Genomic DNA, 17275 nt, shown 5'->3' with positions numbered 1-17275 from the left:
CGAAAGCCGCTACGGCTTGGCGAAGCCCAGCGCCCGATAGCCGGGCATACGGCGCTGCAGCGAAACGGCAAGGATCGGCGTCGCCGGGTCGTGGTAGTCGTGCACCTCCGCGACGTCTTTCCCGGGCGCCGCTCGGATGACCCGGCCTGCGCACTGGATCAGGAGGCCGTCGAAAGAGACCGGCCCGGCCAGGAACAGGGTGTCGAGTACGGGTGCGTCGAAACCTTCGCCGATGAACGGCGTGGTGCCGATGACCAGGATCCCGTCGCCGGCCTTCGCCTCGGCGAGCCGGTCGACTGCCGCACGCCGATCCGCAGCGGTCATTCCGCCCTGCAGCAGGAGTGCACGATGTCCGCGATCCGCGAGTAGCGAAGCCAGGGTCTCAACATGGGCGACGCGGCGGGTCAGCACGAGACAGTTGCGCCCCTTGGCGAGGGCGGCCACGACGTCGTCGATGATCTGGGCGTTTCGTGTTTCATCCCCGATCAGGGAGCGCTGCACAGCCGCCAGTGCGCCCGGTGACGACAGGTCCTCCTCATCAGCCCGGAACCGGGTCTCGTGCAGGAACAACAGGCGGCGCGGACCGGCCTCTTCCTGCCAGACGGCGGCAAGCGTATCCGGGTCCTCGTCTATCACGGTGTGCCGAACAGGGCCGAGCTGCCACGTCACGAGTTCGCCCAGGCCGTCACGACGGGACGGTGTCGCGGTGAGCCCGAGCCAGAACTGCGCACCGATCCGTTTGACCGCATGGTCGTACGCAGCAGCGGCAAGGTGGTGACACTCGTCGACGATCACGTGCCCGTACCCGGCGGTGAGGTCCGCGACATCGGCACGCCGAGCCAGCGAGGGCAGCATCGCGACATCCACGACACCGGTGAGCTTGCGTCGGCCACCGCCGATCTGCCCCGGCCGTACGGCGAGGAACTGCTCGATGCGTGATCGCCATTGCTCGGCCAATGCTTTGCGATCGACGAGAATCAGGGTCGAGGCGGCGCGTTCGGCGATCATCGCGCAGGCCATGACGGTCTTGCCGGAGCCTGGTGGGGCCACCAGGATGCCGTCGTCGTGGGCGAGCATCGCACTCACCCCGGCGCTTTGCCTGGCGGTCAGTTCAGCGGTGAAAGCGACCTCGATCTCCGTACCGGCATCCCGCGTATCCGTGATCACCAATCGGGATCCGGCGTCCTCGACGATTCGTCCGACTGCGTGCCGCAACCCGCGCGGTAGAACCAAGCGACCGTCCAGCGTAATGTCGTACCCACGAAGAAATCGTGGCGTGTCCCAGGTCGACTTGCGAAGCCGCTGCAACTCGTAGAACTTCGGATTGGCCAGTGAGGCCGCGTGCTTGAACGTGGACAGCGCGGCCGGCGGCAGTTGCGCGACGTCGACTCTCAGGCCGGCAGCGAGTTCTGCTTGCACCGTCATCGGCAGCGGCGGGTGGACCTTGGTGGCATCCGACCTACTCATCTTCGCTACACCGGCGCCGACGGCGGCCTGTTTCGCTCGGCGGGCAATCTTCTCCGCGTCGCCGGGGCTCAGCCTGTCGAGCACCGATAGGAAGGCCCACTGGTCCTCGTGTGGCTCCAGGGTCGCCAGGTCGAGGAAGAGCGTCAATCCGTCTTTGCGGCGCTGGCCCTGCAGCGGGGCCGCGATCAGGTTTCCAAGACCTCCGTCAGGCAGGACATCCTGGTTCGGGAACAGCCGGTCGTACGAGCGCAGGTCCATCGAGCCGCGCAGCACCATGGCCTCGTGTAGGAGGACCGTCCCGATTGCCCGGGCCGTGGCAGCTGGAATCGGGTGGGTGAAGAAGATCCAGGCATGCGCCCCGCGTCCCGACTGGGAGATCTCCAAGGCCGCCGGGGCACCGCTGGCTCGGGCAGCTTTGCAGTAGGCCAGCGCATCGAGCATCGCGGTGCTGCCGTCGAAATCCGCGGCCAGGAATTGGCAGGTGTTGTCGGTGAGCAGCGGATACAGGCCCATGAACACGTCACCGACCAGATGAGCGGCAACCACCTCCGCAGTGAGCGGCAGATAGGCCGCCGTGCGCCGGTCCATCCCCTTACGCCAGCCACCCGCCACTGCGGGAGACCACCCCGCCGTACCGAGCCGGTTGTTCTCCCATCGCTTCGCATAAGCATCCCGGCGCGCCTGGAACAGGTTGGCGTAGAACGCGAGCTTCTCGCGCACCGGCGATGCCATCGTGACCGGACCTGGCGTGGTCGTCGCGGCGAGTTGCTCCGCAGCCGGAGCCGTGTCCTGGCCGCGAAGATCCAGCAGACGCGACAGCCGATGGTTCTCCGCCCGAAGCCGCTCCAGCTCACGACGCAGCCGAGCGACCTCGTCCTCTGTCACCGCGTCAACGGACACCACCGGCCAATCTTCACACAGCGACCGCCGCCAACCCGACAGCCGAATCAGTCAAGCCGAGCCCGGTCGAAACGGTCGATCAGGCTCGGCTTACGCGCATGACGCTCCCGCAACCGGGTCATCTGCTCCGCGAACTCGAAGATCTCACCCTCCCGGACCGCCAGCGCCTGAAGATCCAACAGCAGGGTCACCGCCGCGTCGTAGTCCTTCGGACGTTTCGTCGCTGCGGACTCGCCGATCAGGAAGACGACGACCAGCCCCGCCGGGTCCGGTCCACGAAGCGGCGTCAGGACGTGCCCGATCTGCCTCGGCAGAAGGTCGACGCGCGCACGGTCGGCCGGACCTACGTCGGCCCGGATGGGGTCGAGCACCGGCCCTCGATGTGGCTCACCTTGACCCTGGACAGCTACGGACCGGTGCACTCGATCCACCAGGGCCGGCTCTGTTCTTGCCGCCGTCATCACACTGCCGATGACCCGCAGCTCGGCACGCCGGTCGACCCGTCTCGCTACGACTACCGCCGGGCGGCCTGGGACGCCGGGCACTTCCCGCGACTGCTCGACCGGTACTGGCAGAACCTGCGCCGCGCCGTGGGCTGGAACGTCCAGTACGCGGGCTGCGTCGAGCCGCAACGACGTCTCGCGCCGCACGCGCACTTCGCCATCCGCGGCACCATCCCGCGGGCGATGTTGGAGCTGGTCGCCAAGGCCACCTACCACCAGGTCTGGTGGCCGCCCGCCGACCAACTCCGGTACCCGATCAACCGGCCGCCGGTCTGGGACGCCAAAGCAGAAGCATGGGCAGATCCGGACACGGGCCGCCTGCTGGCGACCTGGGGCGAGGCCCTGGACGCGGTCGACGAGAATCCGGACGCCGAGCCGGCGCATTTGGTCCGCTTCGGCGCCCAGGTCAAGGCCAAGGGCGTCGATACCGGCTCGGGAGATGTCGAGCGCACGATCGGCTACATCACCAAGTACGTGACCAAGTCCGCGGCCGACTGCCACCAGGCCACCAGCGACCCGCAGCGCGCTCACCTCGACCGGCTCTGGCACGAACTTCGGGTGACGCCGTGCTCCGAGCGCTGCTCGAACTGGCTGCTCTACGGCGTCCAGCCGAAGAAGGCCCACGGTCGGCTCCGGCCGGGCCACTGCAAGGGCAAGGTCCACCAGAAGACGACCTTGGGTATCGGTGGCCGGCGGGTGCTGGTCTCCCGCGACTGGTCCGGCAAGACCCTCGCCGACCACCGCGCCGACGCCCACGCCTGGGTCAAAGCGGTCCTCGGCGTCTCAGAAGAAGAGCCCGAGGAAAAGCCGGCGGTCGCCTGGGAGATGGCCCGGTTCGACGATCCGGACCTACCACCGCTCGAACATCGACTCCTGCGCGCGATCTCCCAGCGCATCCAACGCCGAACACAGCTCAACGCCGCCAGACAAGCAATCGACAGCGCCAAAGAGGAGGCCCACCGGTGAAGCGCGGAACCGTTCGGCAACTTCCCCTCGCCCCTCGACTGTGGTCGGTCGGCGACGTCTCCGGCTTCCTCGGCATCCCGGTCGGAACCCTCTACCAATGGCACCACCGCGGCCAGGGACCCCGCGCCCGCAAGGTCGGCCGCCACCTCCGATACGACCCCGTTGACGTGCAGTCCTGGCTAGAAGAGGCGGCCTGAAATGAGCGTTGCAAAGCGACCCAACGGCATGTGGCGCGCCCGCTACCGCGACGCCTCGGGCCGGGAACACTCCCGCCACTTCGACCGCAAAGCTGACGCCGAACGCTGGCTCGCCTCGGTGAAGACGAGCATCGCCCGCGGCGAGTGGGCGGACCCGGCCCTGGCAAAGGTCACCGTCGGCGACTGGGCCGCGGTTTGGCTCGGCAACCAGGTGCAGCTCAAGCCGTCGACCCGCTTCCGGTACGGGATCCTGCTCAAAAACCAGATCCTCCCGGTCTGGGAGCGGGTCCAGCTCTCGGCAGTCACGCACGCCGACGTGGGCGAGTGGATCCGCCGGCTGTCCGAATCCGGCTATTCCGCTTCCACCGTTCGGCAGTCACACCGCGTCTTCTCCCTGCTGCTGGCCTTGGCGGTCCGGGACGGCCGGCTCCCCCGCAACGTGGCGACCGGGGTCAAGCTCCCGCGGGTCGGCCGCGCGGAGAAGACGTTCCTCACCCACGTCCAGGTCGCCGACCTCGCGGAGGCCGCCGGCCCGTACGGCATTGCCGTGGCGGTCTTGGCCTACACCGGCCTGCGTTGGGGCGAACTGGCCGCGCTCCGGGTCAAGCGGGTGGATCTGACCCGCCGGCGCCTGCTGGTCGCCGAGTCGATGACCGAGATCAACGGCAAGGCTGTCTTCGGCACACCCAAGACCCACCACCGCCGCTCGGTGCCGTTCCCCCGCTTCCTGGCCGACCCGCTGAAAAGTCAGATCGCCGGCCGCGACCGCGACGACCTGGTCTTCCCGTCGCCGGAGGGCGAAGTGTTACGCAACAACAACTTCCGGCGGCGCGCCTTCGACCGCGCGGCAGCTGAGGTGGGGCTCAAGGGGCTCACCCCGCATGAGCTACGTCACACCGCGGCCAGCCTGGCCGTAGCGGAGGGCGCCAACGTCAAGGCCGTCCAACGGATGCTCGGCCACGCCTCGGCCGCCATGACGCTCGACGTCTATGCGGACCTCTTCGAGGACGACTTGGACCAGGTCGCAGAGCGTTTGGACCAGGCCGCAACCCGCTCAAGTGCGGACTATTTGCGGACTGATCACGCCGCCCCCGCCTTCGACGCCGTCCCGCCGAGGCGTAAGGCGAGGTGAGTATGGTGGGGCGGGCGGGACTCGAACCCGCGACCGAGGGATTATGAGTCCCCTGCTCTAACCCACTGAGCTACCGCCCCGTACCGGCGGCGATACTATCCCGCGCCCCGCTCCGGCAGCTAGCGATCTATCGTTCCACCAGCGTCTGTGGCAACAAAACGATTTGGTATCGCGGGTCGGAGACCATGTCCGGCGGCTGCAGGTCGACGATCGGCGGGCCGTCGGGTTCGCCGACGCTGGGGGATTCCGGGCCGTCCGAGGTGGTGAATTCGGCGAAATTCTCCGGGTTCAGGTCGCTCATGGCGCCTCCAAGGATGTCAGCGGAAGTCAGACGCCGACTCGGGCGCCTAGGGACGCCAGGACCTGGCCGGCTGTGCGCCAGCCGCCGGCCATCGCGCCCTGGAGGGACGGACTGTCGCGATGATCACCGGCGACGAACAGGCCGTCGCCGAGGGCGACCGGTTTGCGGAGCTGCCATTGCGGGACCCGGGCGGCGGGCAGCGCGTTGGGCACGCTGAGCACCTCGATGAGCTCCCACTCGTCGGTCGGGGTGCCGTACATGCGGGCCAGTTCGACCCGGATGACCGCTTCGGAGGCGCTGGACGGGGCGGAGACGCCGACCACGGTGGCCGCGATCAGGCTGCGGCCGCTGGGCGCGTACTCCGGTGCGGCGTTGCTGATCACCACGGTGTTGGCGATGATCTCCCGCCGGTCGCCGTCGAGCAGCAGGATCGGCTCGTCGATCGGGGCGCGGTCGGCGCCGAAGTAGAACGTGGTCAGCCCGTGCATGTCCGGCCGGGGCAGCTGCGGGAGCAGTTCGGAAGCGTGCACCGGGTCGGTGGCGACGATCACCGCGCGGCAGTGGATCTCGCCGCCCTCGGTGACGACCAGGCCGGGGCCGATGCTCAGGGTGCGGGCGCCGATCAGCAGTTGCGGGAACGGCAGCGGGCCGGCGATCGCGGCGGGCAGCGCGGCCATGCCGGCGGCCGGCACGCCGATCCGGCCGCGGGTGAAGGAGCGCAGCACCATCGCGGTGACGTGGCTGGAGGTCTCGAGGGACCGGTCGGCGAACACGCCGGAGAAGAACGGTCGCAGCACCTCCTCGATGATCCGGTGGGACAGCCCGGCCTTGCGGAGCATCTCCTGCGTGGTGATCTCCGGCGTGTCCAGGAGCCGGTCGACCGGGGTGGTGGCGCAGCGGGTGGCCAGCGCGGCGAACTTGAGCCGGTCGGCGAGGGTGCCGACGCCGGACAGCAGGGTCTGCGGGGTGGTGAGCGGTTCGCGGAGCGGGTTCTCCAGCCGGTGCAGGCCGCTGCCGCGGCGGACCAGCACGCCGGCGGTGAGGTATCGCATGTCGAGCGCGTCGACGTCGACCAGGGCGGGCAGCCGCGGGTAGGCGGTGTTCAGCACCTGGAATCCACGGTCCAGGTGCCAGCCGTCGATCACGTCGGTGGCGACCCGGCCGCCGACCCGGTCGGAGCCCTCGACGAGCAGCCACTCCACGCCGGCGCGGTCGAGTCGGCGGGCGGCCGACAGCCCGGCGAGCCCGCCGCCGACGATGACGACGTCCACCTCGACCCGCTGCGACATAACCACCTCACTGAGAGCGAACAACGCAGGCCTCAGCGTAACCGCGCACTTCGGGCCAAGGAGGCGAAAGAGCAAGGGCCACAAAAACCCCACCAATTTGGTACGACGTGTGCCCCGCCCCCCGATCCGGGAGCCTCGGGGACCCGGCACCGGGGCCCCTCGCAGCGGAACGCGGTCGCGAACGGCGCGCGAACCGACGTACGGAAAGCTGGTTTTGATCCGTGGTCCGCGAATCATCCGTGGCGGGGGATTTCCGACGCACGGGCCCCGAGTAGAAAAGGAGAAGGGCCCCGGTCTGCGTTTCCGCAGGACCCGAGGCCCTTCCCTGAAGCTCCCCCGATTGGACTCGAACCAATAACCTGCCGGTTAACAGCCGGCTGCTCTGCCAATTGAGCTACAGGGGATCGTGCTTGCCGCCGGGTTTCCCTGGCAACGGAGAGAAGATTACACGACCGCACGGGCTTTGCGCGAAGGGGTATCCCCGTGCCGCGCCGACGGGTGTGACTCGGGACAACAGGAGTGAAACCTGGGTGCGACGAGTATCCGCGCGGCAGGATGGGTATGCACGGCCGCAGACGCAAGTGCGTCACGACACGGAAGGAGCCGCCATCATGCGCGGAAAGCTCTTGTTCCTCGGCGGTCTCGCGGCGGGCTTCGTCCTGGGCAGCCGGGCCGGCCGCGAGAAGTACGAGGAGATTCGGTCGCAAGCCGAGAAGTTCTGGCAGAACCCGACGGTCCAGGAGGCCGCCGGCGTTGCCCAGGCTCAGGCGAACAAGCTGTACACCGAGGGCAAGGACAAGCTCCAGTCGTCCAAGCTCGGTGAGAAGCTCAGCACCACCACGACGACCGGCACCACCTCCACGGATGACCTGATCGCGCCGTCGGATTCCCTCTCCGGCACCGGCACGAAGGGTCCGGGCGGCACGCTCTGACCCACCCCGTACCGAAAAAGGCCGCCCCGACCGGGGCGGCCTTTTCGCTTGCCTCACGGCGCGGTGCAGGGTTCGTTCTCCGGGATCAGGCCGAGGGCGGTCAACTGCCCGATGACGTACGTCAGGTCAGCTGCCCGGGATCCGGCCCCGTCCACCTCGATGTACTCGGTGCGGGCGGTGTCCGCCGCGAGCAGGTGCCGCAGGACCGGCTGCCAGGCGACCGCCGGGTCGGTGATCCGCGCCGTGATGACCGAGAGGCCGGCGTCGGTGAGGCGGTCGATGCCGTCCTCCGGGACGGCCCAGTCGCGGACCACCCGGGACAGGTCCAGGCAGACGCCGAGCCGGTCCTTGTCGACCCGGGCCAGGGCGGCGACCGTCTCCTCGGGGCTGTCCAGCACGTACCCCGGCTGGGGTTCGAACCCGACCCGGACCGCGCGGCCGACCCGCCACGCCAGGTCGGCGAGCCCGCCGGAGAGCCGGCGGAGGTGCCGCCCGCCGGCCAGCTCGTGCGCCTCGTCCCAGCTCGCCCGGCGGCCCAGGCCGCAGGTGCCGACCGCGCCGCGGACCTCGTCCTCGGGGAGCAGGTCGACCAGGATCCGGGCGAGGTCGAGGGTGTGCTGGAGGCGGGCCGGCTCGCTCCAGTCCGGCAGGACTCCGTCGGGCATGTCGCCGTCGGGCATGTCGCCGGGCGTTTCACCGGAGGGTGCGGCGGGCGTTTCATCGGCGGGGGCGGGGGCGGGGGGTGAGCCGCCGCCCTCGGCGTCGGGCGCGCCGCTCAGCGTGACGACCTCGAGGCTGCGGGCATCGAGTTCGGCACGCAGCCGGGTGCGGGCGCGCCCGTCGTCCATGAGGGTGGCGGCAAGCGGGTGGGACAGTCGCAGGGCGATCGCGAGGGTGTCCGGATATCCGGAATCCCGCCCCTGGTCGGAGCTCTGGCCGAGCCCGGCCCGCAGATCGGCGGCGGCGGTGTCGAGGATGGTGAACGCGTCAGCCGGAGTGGTCGCGTCGGTTAGGCTCACGCCGCAGGTGAGGTGCACGATCCGGCCGGAAGGATGTCGCAGCCGCATCAATGTCCTCCCCGGACGAGACCACCCGTGCAGGTGCACGTGCATTGGCGCGTGCTAACGAATCCAGTATGGACCATCCTCGGCACGGCTTCAGATCCACCAGTACCCAGCCGCCGGGATGCCATGACCGCCTCCAACCTGGAATGTCTGCCCTCGGATACGAGCGTGCGGCGCGGAGCGGATCATCGGCACACTTGCCGTGCGACACCGTGACCGGCGCATTCATGATCAAAACCCGTCACCCGGATAGGTGATCGACGATCTCTGCGACCCGGGTGACCAGCGGGTAGCAATGCTGAACAACTCTCGGGAGAGCGTTTTCGGACGCCCCTTTGCGTGCGCCATCTGAACAAATGGACATGCAACGTTCGACTGCTCGTGCGTACGCCGCGTGCCCCCGCACGGGGCAAATGCCCGCCTTGCGCCCGCCCAACCCTCTTCGGGACCTCGGACAACTCACCCGTCCCGGCCGTCCCGGGCGACCCGTCAACCACATATGCGCAGCCCCTGGCGTCTCCCGGCCCGCGCGTCCCGGCGACGGCCACCCGGACGGTGACCGGCCGGAGGGTTAGTGGCGCATCGCACCGGGCATCACCACGTCAGGTCGTATTCGCACGTCGTGACGGGGAGGGCCGGCGCGTGGGCGGCCCGTCGATTCGCCCGAAGGGAAGCCTGTTAATGAGACTCCGCCACAGCCCGGATGGGCGTCACGAATCCGACGACAAGCAGACTCCGGCGACCGGGATGGCATCGGTTTCCGGCTCACCGGCCGCGCAATCCGGCGACACACCCCGCTCCCCCGAGGATGGCGACGCACCCCGCTCCCCCGGGGATGGCGGCACGCCCGCCTCCCCCAGAGATGACGCCGCCGACGCCAAGGACCGGGGCGGCAAGGACTTCGACCTGGCCGCCGCGAGCACGACCGACGTCGGCCGCTCCGCCCGCGACCCCCGCGAGCTCTCCGGACGGGGCCCGGACGACGGCCCGGACCGGCCGTCGCAGCTGCGGTTCACGGGCGTCTTCGCCGCGGTCAAGCGGACCTTCAAGCAGTTCTCCGAGGACAACATCTCGGACTGGGCGGCCGCGCTCACCTACTACGGCGTCCTGTCGATCTTCCCGGGCGCGCTGGTGATCGTCTCGCTGCTGGGCATGCTCGGCGAGACCGGGCAGCGGACCGTCACCGACGCGGTCACCCAGATCACCCCGAACTCGCAGCTGCGCGACCTGGTGAACACGGTGCTCGACCAGGTGCAGGGCACCGGCGGGGCGGGGCTGGCGGCGATCGTGGGTCTGCTCGTCGCGTTCTGGTCGGCGTCCGGCTACATCGCCGCGTTCATGCGGGCGTCGAACGCGATCTACGACGTGCCGGAGGGCCGGCCGATCTGGAAGACGCTGCCGATCCGGGTCGGGGTCACCGCGATCGTGGGCCTGATGCTGATCGCCTCGGCCGGCATCGTGGTCTTCACCGGTGACCTGGCGCGGGTGGTCGGCGAACGGATCGGGCTCGGCGACGTCGCCGTGACGACCTGGAACATCGCCAAGTGGCCGGTGCTGCTGGTGCTGGTCAGCCTGATGTTCGCGATCCTCTACTGGGCCTCGCCGAACGCCAAGACCGGCGGCTTCCGCTGGATCAGCCCGGGTGGCATCTTCGCGGTGGTGCTGTGGGTGATCGCCTCCGGTGGCTTCGCGATCTACCTGGCCAACTTCGCCAACTACAACAAGACGTACGGGACGCTCGGTGGGGTCATCGCGTTCCTGGTCTGGCTCTGGATCTCCAACATGGCGATCATGCTCGGCGCCGAGCTGGACGCGGAGCTGGAACGGGGCCGCGCCATCGCCGCCGGCCACCCGGCCGACGAGGAGCCGTTCCTGGAGCTGCGCGACACCCGCAAGCTCAAGAAGGGCTCCGAACACGGCCTGAGTCAGGGCTGACCCGGCGGCCGTGGTCCCGTCGCCGGGGCCACGGCCCTCGCGCCGTCACTTGCAGAGCAGCGTGCCCATCCGCTTCCCCGAGACGGTCAGCCCCACCCCCAGCAGCGCCAGCAGGTACACCACGTCGACGACCTGCGCCCACCCGACCGAGCCGAGACTGATCCCCCGGATCAGATCCACCGACCGGTACAGCGGGGACAGCTCGACCAGCCAGCGCAGCACCACCGGATAGGCCTCGGCGGGCACGAACGTCCCGGAGAACAGGAACAGCGCGAACTGGCCGGCCCCGATCAGGTCGAAGTCCTGCCAGCTGCGGATCAGCGTGGCCACGGTCATCCCGAGCGCCCCGAACGCGAAGCCGACCAGGACCGCCGCCGGGAGCGTGGCCAGCGCCCGGAGCGGCGTCGTCAGATCCATCGTCACCATGATCACCAGGAACGCCACCGAGTAGATGCTGCCCCGGGCCATCGCCCAGATCAGCTCCCCGAGGGCGATCTCGAACGGCCGGATCGGGGTGGCCAGCATCCCGTCGTACAGCCGCATGAATTTCATCTTGCCGAAGAAGTTGAAGGTGGTCTCGGAGAGCGCGCCACTCATCGCCGAGGCGGCCAGCATCGCCGGGGCGACGAACGCGGTGTAGCTCACCGTCCGCCCGCCGCCGATCTCGATGTCGCCGATCAGCGCGCCCACCCCGACCCCGATGGAGAACAGGTAGAACACCGGCTCCAGCAGGCCGCCGGCCATCACCACCCAGTACGCCGACTTCAGCGCGTTGACGTTGCGCTCGGTGACCCGCAGCGACCGGCCACCGCTGCCCTCGAACGCCACCAGTCTCGGCATCACCAGCGTCAGCACGACCCCACCCCCACGCTCATCAGAACACCAGCCGGCGCTGGAACCGCCAGCGCGCCAGGAACCAGCCCGCCACACACCAGACCAGCAGGTAGAGCACGTGCCACAGCCCGGCGACGCCGAAATCGCGGCCGAGCGTGGCGGCCCGGGTCAGGTCGACGCCGTGCCACAGCGGCAGCGCCCAGGCCACCCAGCGCAGCGGCTCGGGCAGCGACTCGATCGGGAAGAACACCCCGGAGAACAGCGACATCGGCAGCACCGCGAACCGGAACAGGATCGCCAGGTAGCTGTCGCTGCTGACGCTCGCCGTGTACGCCACCACGGGCGCCGCGACGGCCAGGCCGACCAGCACCGCCAGCGGCAGCACGGCCAGCGTCCAGACCGAGTGCAGCGTGCCGAACGCGGCCGCCACCAGCAGGAACGCGGTCGTGCTGACCAGCACCCGGAACATCATGAAGGCCAGGTGCCCGCCGAGGATGTCGCCGACCCGCAGCGGCGCGGCGGCCTGCGCGAAGTAGACCTTCATCCACTCGAAGCTGCTCAGCACCGGCCAGGTGGCCTCGCCGAGCGCGGTCTGCGCCGCGGTGGAGGCGATCAGGCCGGGCACGATCCAGTCCAGGTAGGCCACGCCGTCGATGCCGGTCTTCACGTAGCCGCCCACGCCCAGGCCGAAGCCGAGCATGGTCAGCAGCGGCAGCACCATCGTCGACAGCGCGCTCGACCGCCACGTCCGCCGATAGTTGACCAGGTGGTACTCCAACACGTACGCCGAGGAGGTCATCTCAGTCCACCAGCGTCCGGCCGGTGAGGTGCAGGAAGACGTCCTCCAGGCCGGCCCGGCGGACCAGCGCCGAGGCCGGGGTCAGCGACCGCCGGTGCACCTCGGCCAGCGCGTCGTCCCCGTCGGCGACGTAGAGCAGCACCCGGTCCGGCAGGACCTCGACCCGGTCGGCGATGCCGGCCAGCTTGCCGGCGTAGGCCCCCTGATCATCGGTGGCGAAGCGCAGCTCGACCACCTCACGGGTGGAGTGCTGCTCGATCAGGGCGCGCGGCGAGCCCTCCGCCACGATCCGGCCGCCGTCCATCACCACCAGGCGGTCGCAGAGCTGCTCGGCCTCGTCCATGTAATGGGTGGTCAGCACGAGCGTCACGCCCTGCTGCTTGAGCCGGAACAGCCGCTCCCAGACCAGGTGCCGGGCCTGCGGGTCGAGGCCGGTGGTGGGCTCGTCGAGCAGCACGATGTCCGGCTCGTTGACCAGCGCCCGGGCGATCGTCAGCCGCCGCTTCATGCCGCCGGAGAGCGGCTCCACCTTGCTGCCGGCCCGCTCGCTCAGCTGCACGAACTCGAGCAGCTCGTCGGCCCGGCGACGGGCGGTGGCCCGGGAGATGCCGAAGAACCGGGCATAGGTCGTCAGGTTCTCCCGGACGGTCAGCTCGACGTCCAGATTGTCGAGCTGCGGGCAGACGCCGAGCCGGGCCCGGATGGCCGGACCGTCACGCCGCGGATCCTGCCCGAGGATCTGGAGCACCCCGGCGGTCGGTGGCGAGACGCAGCCGATCATCCGCATGGTGGAGCTCTTCCCGGCGCCGTTCGGCCCCAGGAAGCCGAACGCCTCACCGGCCTGCACGTCGACGTCGATGCCGTCGACAGCGGTGAAGTCGCCGAACCTTTTGATCAATCCGCGAGCATGGATAAGGGCAGTCACCCACCGAACCTTACGGAGGGGGTGCGACAGTTTTCTGCGCCTCGCTGACCAGATCGTCGGTCGCCTCGACCATCGCCGGCCAGTCCGTCCACGCGCCGGAGTCGTAGCGGACCGCCCAGCTCAACCCGTCCTGCCCGCTGACCCGGCGGCCGACCACCCGCACCGAGCCGCGATCCAGCTCGTGATGCGTCGTGTACGCCACCGAGCGGGTCACCCTGGTCCGCACCTGATCGGGCAGCTCACCCGGCGCCAGCAGCAGGAACGTCGCCACCGGCCCGTCCACCAGCACGGTATAGCCGTCCCGTTCCTCGGCCACCTCGGCCGGCGTGATCCGCAGCTCCCGCCCGGACCAGGCGACCTTGTGGATCTCGTGCCAGCCGAGCCGGTCACCGGCCGACGGCAGCCAGAGCCCCCGGTTCGTCGCGACGAGGACGCCCTGCTCGCACGGGCACCAGGCGAGCACCCGCTCCTCGGCGTCGAGCGGCGGCCGGGACCCGGCCGGCAGCGGGGGCTTACGCCGGAAGAGCTTCACATGCCACCTGCCGCCTGATCGCGCAGGGCCCGGGCCTGCTGTTCCAGCGAGAAGAGCTCCCCGGCGAGCGCCAGATACTGATCCTTGTGGGTGACCGGGTTGAGCCGCTGCACCTTGGACTTCAGGTCGTGGATCCGGGTGGTCACCGCCGCACCCTGCAGCCGCGCCAGGGTGACCTGGACATACCGCGGGTCGACCGCGCCGCCCACCCGGAGCGGCTCGACCGCCAGCTCGCTGACCAGGCCCTGCGCGGCCAGATCGGCGCAGGAGCCGCGGACCTTCTCGATCCAGACGGCGCCACCGGTCGCCGAGCACGCGCCACCGGCCTCGGCGATCGCCTCCCGCAGGGCGGCCAGCACCGGGTCGGCATAGTTCTCCGCGCCGAGGGCGTCGAACATCGGGCCGGCCAGCACCGGCTCCTGCAGGGCCAGTTTCAGGGCCTCGCGCTCGACCAGCCGCTGCGGCGAGTCAGCCGGCACGTGCCGGCGCGGCGCCCGCTGCTCGGCGTCCTCGCCCCGGGCCGCGTTGTGCACCGCACGCTGCACCGGTTCCAGGTCCATGCCGAGATCGCCGGCGAGCTTCCGGGCGTACTCAGGCCTCTTCTCCCGGTCTTTGATCTTGGCGACCAGGGGGGCGGCCTTGCGCATCGCCTCGACCCGGCCCTCGACCGTGTCCAGGTCGAAGCGGGAGATGGTGTGCCGCAGCGCGAAGTCGACCAGCGGCTCACGCCCGGCGATCATGTCGCGCACCGCGAGATCACCGCGGGCCAGCCGCAGGTCGCACGGGTCCATGTTGTCCGGGCTGACCGCGATGAACGTCCGGCCGACGAAGCGCTGGTCCTCCTCGAAGGCGCGCAGCGCGGCCTTCTGCCCGGCCGCGTCCCCGTCGAAGGTGTAGATGATCTCGCCGGTGAAGCTGTCACTGTCCATCAGCAGCCGGCGCAGCACCCCGATGTGGTCGATGCCGAACGCGGTGCCGCAGGTCGCCACCGCGGTCGGCTCGCCGGCCTCGTGACAGGCCATCACGTCGGTGTAGCCCTCGACGATCACCGCCCGGCCGCGCTTGGCGATCTCCCGCTTGGCGTGGTCGATGCCGTAGAGCACGTGCGACTTCTTGTACAGCGGCGACTCGGGGGTGTTCAGGTACTTCGGGCCGTCGTCGTCGTCGAACAGCTTCCGCGCGCCGAAGCCGATCACGTCGCCGCTCAGGTCCCGGATCGGCCACAGCAGCCGGCGCCGGAACCGGTCGATCAGCGAACCGGACCGGGCCGTCTTGGACAGGCCCGCGGTGATCAACTCGTCCGCGGTGAAACCCTGCAGCCGCAGGTGCTTGCTGAGCGCGTCCCACGAGTCGGGGGCGAAGCCGCACCCGTACTTCTCCGCGGCGTCCCGGCCGAAGCCGCGCTCGGCGAGGAACTCGCGGGCCTTGCGCGCGCCCGGGGAACCGAGCTGGTCGCGGTAGAACTCGACGGCCGAGGCGTGCGCGGCGATCAGCCGCTGGCGCTGGCCGGCCTGCGGGCGCGGACCGGACGGCTTGGCCCCGTCGGTGTCATACCTCAGCTGGAGGCCGGCCTTGCCGGCGAGCCGCTCCACCGACTCGATGAACGACAGGTGCTCCGCGTCCATCAGGAACTTGATCGCGTCCCCACCCTGCCCGCACCCGTGGCAAAAATACACGCCTCTGGCAGGGGAAACGTTGAAGGACGGGGTTTTCTCGTCGTGGAAGGGGCAGAGCCCCTTCAGGTTGCCGCCGCCGGCCGAGCGCAGCGTCACCGTCTCGCTGATCACGTCGGCGATCGAGGTCCGGTCACGGACCAGTGCGATGTCCTCGTCCTTGACCCTGCCCGCCACGGCATACATCCTGCCTCGCCCGTACCCGGAACCGCCAGCAGGGTCCGGGCGCGCCGTCAGCAGAGAGCCCGGTGCCAGGCCACGGCCGCGGGGTCGGTGAGCGACGCCACCTGATCGACGATCACCCGCAGGGCTTCCGCGTCGCCGCCGGCCGCCTCGTGCTCCGGCCGGAAGAACTGATCCAACCTTTCCGGCGTACGACCGAGCGCCGCCACCAGCTCGACGATGATCGTCCGCTGCTGCTCGTACCACGGCTCGGCGGAGCGCATCCGCATCACGTACCGGAAGGCCATGCCCTTGAGCAGCGCGCACTGGTTCCGCACGGTGCGCGGGACGACCAGGTCGGCGGCGTACCGGCGCATCGGGTCGGTCCCGTACTGGCTGTGCGTGGCGCCGACCGCGGACGAGACGAACCGTCCGGTCAGCACGCTGGTCATCCGTTTGAGGGCGATCTGCGCGCGGTACGACCCGTCGTAGTCGCCCACCGCGGCCACCGCCGGATCGGCGAGCAGGTGTTCGAGCGCCTCGCCGAGCTGGTCGGCGCTCTCGTCGGAGTAGGTGGCGGCCACGTCGGCGCAGAGCTCGGCGCGTTCGGCCGGGTCGCGCAGCAGCGGGCCGAGCGTGAGGTAGCCGCCGTGCACCCCGTCCTCGACGTCGTGCACGGAGTACGCGACGTCGTCGGCCCAGTCCATCACCTGCGCCTCCAGGCAGCGGCGGTCGTCGTCGCGCCCGTCCCGCAGCCAGCTGAAGACCGGCTCGTCGTCGGTGTAGACGCCGAATTTGCGCAGGCCGGGCCGGCGGAACCAGGGGTATTTGGCGCAGGCGTCCAGGGAGGCGCGGGTCAGGTTCAGCCCGGCGCCGGGGACTTTCGCCTCCAGCCGGGTGAGCACCCGCAGGGTCTGCGCGTTGCCCTCGAAGCCGCCGCAGGGCTGGGCGGCGAGGTCGAGCGCGGCCTCGCCGTTGTGGCCGAACGGCGGGTGGCCGATGTCGTGGGCGAGGCCGGCGACGTCCACGACGTCCGGGTCGCAGCCGAGGCGGGCGCCCATCTCCCGGGAGATCTGGGCGACCTCCAGGGAGTGGGTCAGTCTCGTACGCAGGAAATCGTCGGACCCGGCGGTGTGCACCTGGGTCTTGGCCGCGAGCCGGCGAAAGCCGGCCGAATGCAGCACCCGGGCACGGTCCCGCTGGTAAGGGGTCCTTCCGTAGCCGCTGTCCTTGGCTGGCTCGGATGCCCAGCGCTGGGCGTCGGCGGCCGTCATGTGATCAACCTTAGGTCCCTCAGCAGGTTTTAGATGTTGCCGATGGGTGTAGCCGTGGAGTCCGTTTCCCTCACGATCGTCGGCCGTCTCGTTTCCATGGGCGCAGCCGGGCTCCTGTCGGTTGCCCTGGTGACCGGCTTCGCCGTCCGCAACGCGTCGGACCAGACCGCGGCGAACGAGGAGATCGCCACGGTCAGCGAGGCGATGAGCGACCAGTGGAACGCCGACATGATGCACGACGCGCTGCGCGCGGACGTGATGTCGGCGATGTACGCGACGACCGCGGAGATGCGCACCGCGTTCGCGGTCGACGAGGTCGCCGAGCACGGGAAGACCATGCTCGAGATGTACGACGACGCCGCGACGAACGCCCCGAAAAGTCTTAAGTCA

The 17275-nt window shown here is 69.9% G+C and carries 15 protein-coding genes, 2 tRNA genes and 1 pseudogene; 5 read left to right on the top strand and 13 right to left on the bottom strand.

Annotation, left to right across the window (positions count from 1 at the left end; genetic code table 11):
* Positions 1 to 9: 9 nt before the first annotated feature.
* Entirely contained in the window at positions 10 to 2370 is a 2361-nt protein-coding gene (locus tag L3i22_RS06965; protein ID WP_255658010.1) for a DEAD/DEAH box helicase, read from the bottom strand.
* A 233-nt stretch (positions 2371 to 2603) separates the two neighbouring features.
* Between L3i22_RS06965 and L3i22_RS06960 the strand changes: the two are divergent.
* From L3i22_RS06960 to L3i22_RS06950, 3 genes and pseudogenes are all read left to right on the top strand, one after another.
* Positions 2604 to 3836 (top strand): annotated as a pseudogene (locus L3i22_RS06960) (replication initiator); the annotation flags it as partial.
* Positions 3833 to 4033, top strand: a complete 201-nt coding sequence (locus L3i22_RS06955; protein ID WP_221326156.1) for an AlpA family transcriptional regulator — start codon at positions 3833 to 3835, stop codon at positions 4031 to 4033. The pseudogene L3i22_RS06960 and the gene L3i22_RS06955, both read left to right, overlap by 4 nt.
* A 1-nt stretch (position 4034) precedes the next feature.
* Positions 4035 to 5165, top strand: a complete 1131-nt coding sequence (locus tag L3i22_RS06950) for a site-specific integrase (protein ID WP_221326155.1) — start codon at positions 4035 to 4037, stop codon at positions 5163 to 5165.
* Between the two features lie 3 nt (positions 5166 to 5168).
* Here L3i22_RS06950 and L3i22_RS06945 read toward each other — a convergent pair.
* From L3i22_RS06945 to L3i22_RS06930, 4 genes are all read right to left on the bottom strand, one after another.
* Positions 5169 to 5245, bottom strand: a tRNA-Ile gene (locus L3i22_RS06945).
* Positions 5246 to 5292: 47 nt separating this feature from the next.
* Complete coding sequence (locus tag L3i22_RS06940) at positions 5293 to 5466, bottom strand: hypothetical protein (protein WP_221326154.1); 174 nt, start codon at positions 5464 to 5466, stop codon at positions 5293 to 5295.
* Positions 5467 to 5492: 26 nt separating this feature from the next.
* On the bottom strand, positions 5493 to 6755 hold the full coding sequence (locus tag L3i22_RS06935; RefSeq protein WP_221326153.1) for an NAD(P)/FAD-dependent oxidoreductase: 1263 nt from the start codon (positions 6753 to 6755) through the stop codon (positions 5493 to 5495).
* Between the two features lie 331 nt (positions 6756 to 7086).
* Positions 7087 to 7159: transfer RNA gene (locus L3i22_RS06930), tRNA-Asn, on the bottom strand.
* A 207-nt stretch (positions 7160 to 7366) separates the two neighbouring features.
* Between L3i22_RS06930 and L3i22_RS06925 the strand changes: the two genes are divergently transcribed.
* Positions 7367 to 7687, top strand: a complete 321-nt coding sequence (locus L3i22_RS06925) for a hypothetical protein (RefSeq protein WP_221326152.1) — start codon at positions 7367 to 7369, stop codon at positions 7685 to 7687.
* Between the two features lie 53 nt (positions 7688 to 7740).
* On the opposite strand, the gene L3i22_RS06920 is transcribed toward L3i22_RS06925, so the two are convergent.
* Complete coding sequence (locus L3i22_RS06920; protein ID WP_221326151.1) at positions 7741 to 8754, bottom strand: hypothetical protein; 1014 nt, start codon at positions 8752 to 8754, stop codon at positions 7741 to 7743.
* A gap of 744 nt (positions 8755 to 9498) precedes the next feature.
* On the opposite strand from L3i22_RS06920, the gene L3i22_RS06915 reads away from it, so the two are divergent.
* Positions 9499 to 10686: a YihY/virulence factor BrkB family protein gene (locus L3i22_RS06915; protein ID WP_255658009.1), complete on the top strand. Its 1188-nt coding sequence runs from the start codon at positions 9499 to 9501 to the stop codon at positions 10684 to 10686.
* A gap of 45 nt (positions 10687 to 10731) precedes the next feature.
* On the opposite strand, the gene L3i22_RS06910 is transcribed toward L3i22_RS06915, so the two are convergent.
* Genes L3i22_RS06910 through L3i22_RS53355 form a run of 7 tightly spaced genes read right to left on the bottom strand, consistent with a single transcriptional unit; the run spans position 10732 to position 17223 of the window.
* On the bottom strand, positions 10732 to 11541 hold the full coding sequence (locus tag L3i22_RS06910) for an ABC transporter permease (protein ID WP_221326150.1): 810 nt from the start codon (positions 11539 to 11541) through the stop codon (positions 10732 to 10734).
* A gap of 19 nt (positions 11542 to 11560) precedes the next feature.
* On the bottom strand, positions 11561 to 12319 hold the full coding sequence (locus L3i22_RS06905; RefSeq protein ID WP_221326149.1) for an ABC transporter permease: 759 nt from the start codon (positions 12317 to 12319) through the stop codon (positions 11561 to 11563).
* Between the two features lies 1 nt (position 12320).
* Positions 12321 to 13244: an ABC transporter ATP-binding protein gene (locus L3i22_RS06900; RefSeq protein ID WP_221326148.1), complete on the bottom strand. Its 924-nt coding sequence runs from the start codon at positions 13242 to 13244 to the stop codon at positions 12321 to 12323.
* Positions 13245 to 13254: 10 nt separating this feature from the next.
* On the bottom strand, positions 13255 to 13776 hold the full coding sequence (locus L3i22_RS06895; protein ID WP_221326147.1) for a hypothetical protein: 522 nt from the start codon (positions 13774 to 13776) through the stop codon (positions 13255 to 13257).
* Positions 13773 to 15635 carry a DNA primase gene (gene dnaG / locus L3i22_RS06890; RefSeq protein ID WP_221326146.1) on the bottom strand — a complete coding sequence of 621 codons (1863 nt, stop codon included), beginning with the start codon at positions 15633 to 15635 and terminating at the stop codon, positions 13773 to 13775. Before dnaG ends, L3i22_RS06895 begins: the two co-directional genes overlap by 4 nt.
* Before the next feature lie 47 nt (positions 15636 to 15682).
* Positions 15683 to 16885: a deoxyguanosinetriphosphate triphosphohydrolase gene (locus L3i22_RS06885; RefSeq protein WP_221326145.1), complete on the bottom strand. Its 1203-nt coding sequence runs from the start codon at positions 16883 to 16885 to the stop codon at positions 15683 to 15685.
* A 29-nt stretch (positions 16886 to 16914) separates the two neighbouring features.
* Positions 16915 to 17223, bottom strand: coding sequence for a hypothetical protein (locus L3i22_RS53355; protein ID WP_255658008.1), 309 nt, complete (start codon positions 17221 to 17223; stop codon positions 16915 to 16917).
* Between the last annotated feature and the right edge of the window lie 52 nt (positions 17224 to 17275).

This window comes from Actinoplanes sp. L3-i22 (assembly GCF_019704555.1).
Classification (GTDB): domain Bacteria; phylum Actinomycetota; class Actinomycetes; order Mycobacteriales; family Micromonosporaceae; genus Actinoplanes.
This window is presented reverse-complemented; position numbering and strand designations above follow the sequence as displayed.

What these genes read in the sequence shown, in the direction of transcription:
- L3i22_RS06950 (WP_221326155.1), top strand. Translation starts at nt 4,035, where the DNA reads ATGAGCGTTGCAAAGCGACCCAACGGCATGTGGCGCGCCCGCTACCGC.
- L3i22_RS06940 (WP_221326154.1), bottom strand. Translation starts at nt 5,466, where the DNA reads ATGAGCGACCTGAACCCGGAGAATTTCGCCGAATTCACCACCTCGGAC.
- L3i22_RS06935 (WP_221326153.1), bottom strand. Translation starts at nt 6,755, where the DNA reads ATGTCGCAGCGGGTCGAGGTGGACGTCGTCATCGTCGGCGGCGGGCTC.
- L3i22_RS06925 (WP_221326152.1), top strand. Translation starts at nt 7,367, where the DNA reads ATGCGCGGAAAGCTCTTGTTCCTCGGCGGTCTCGCGGCGGGCTTCGTC.
- L3i22_RS06920 (WP_221326151.1), bottom strand. Translation starts at nt 8,754, where the DNA reads ATGCGGCTGCGACATCCTTCCGGCCGGATCGTGCACCTCACCTGCGGC.
- L3i22_RS06915 (WP_255658009.1), top strand. Translation starts at nt 9,499, where the DNA reads ATGGCATCGGTTTCCGGCTCACCGGCCGCGCAATCCGGCGACACACCC.
- L3i22_RS06905 (WP_221326149.1), bottom strand. Translation starts at nt 12,319, where the DNA reads ATGACCTCCTCGGCGTACGTGTTGGAGTACCACCTGGTCAACTATCGG.
- dnaG (WP_221326146.1), bottom strand. Translation starts at nt 15,635, where the DNA reads ATGTATGCCGTGGCGGGCAGGGTCAAGGACGAGGACATCGCACTGGTC.
- L3i22_RS06885 (WP_221326145.1), bottom strand. Translation starts at nt 16,885, where the DNA reads ATGACGGCCGCCGACGCCCAGCGCTGGGCATCCGAGCCAGCCAAGGAC.
- L3i22_RS53355 (WP_255658008.1), bottom strand. Translation starts at nt 17,223, where the DNA reads ATGGTCTTCCCGTGCTCGGCGACCTCGTCGACCGCGAACGCGGTGCGC.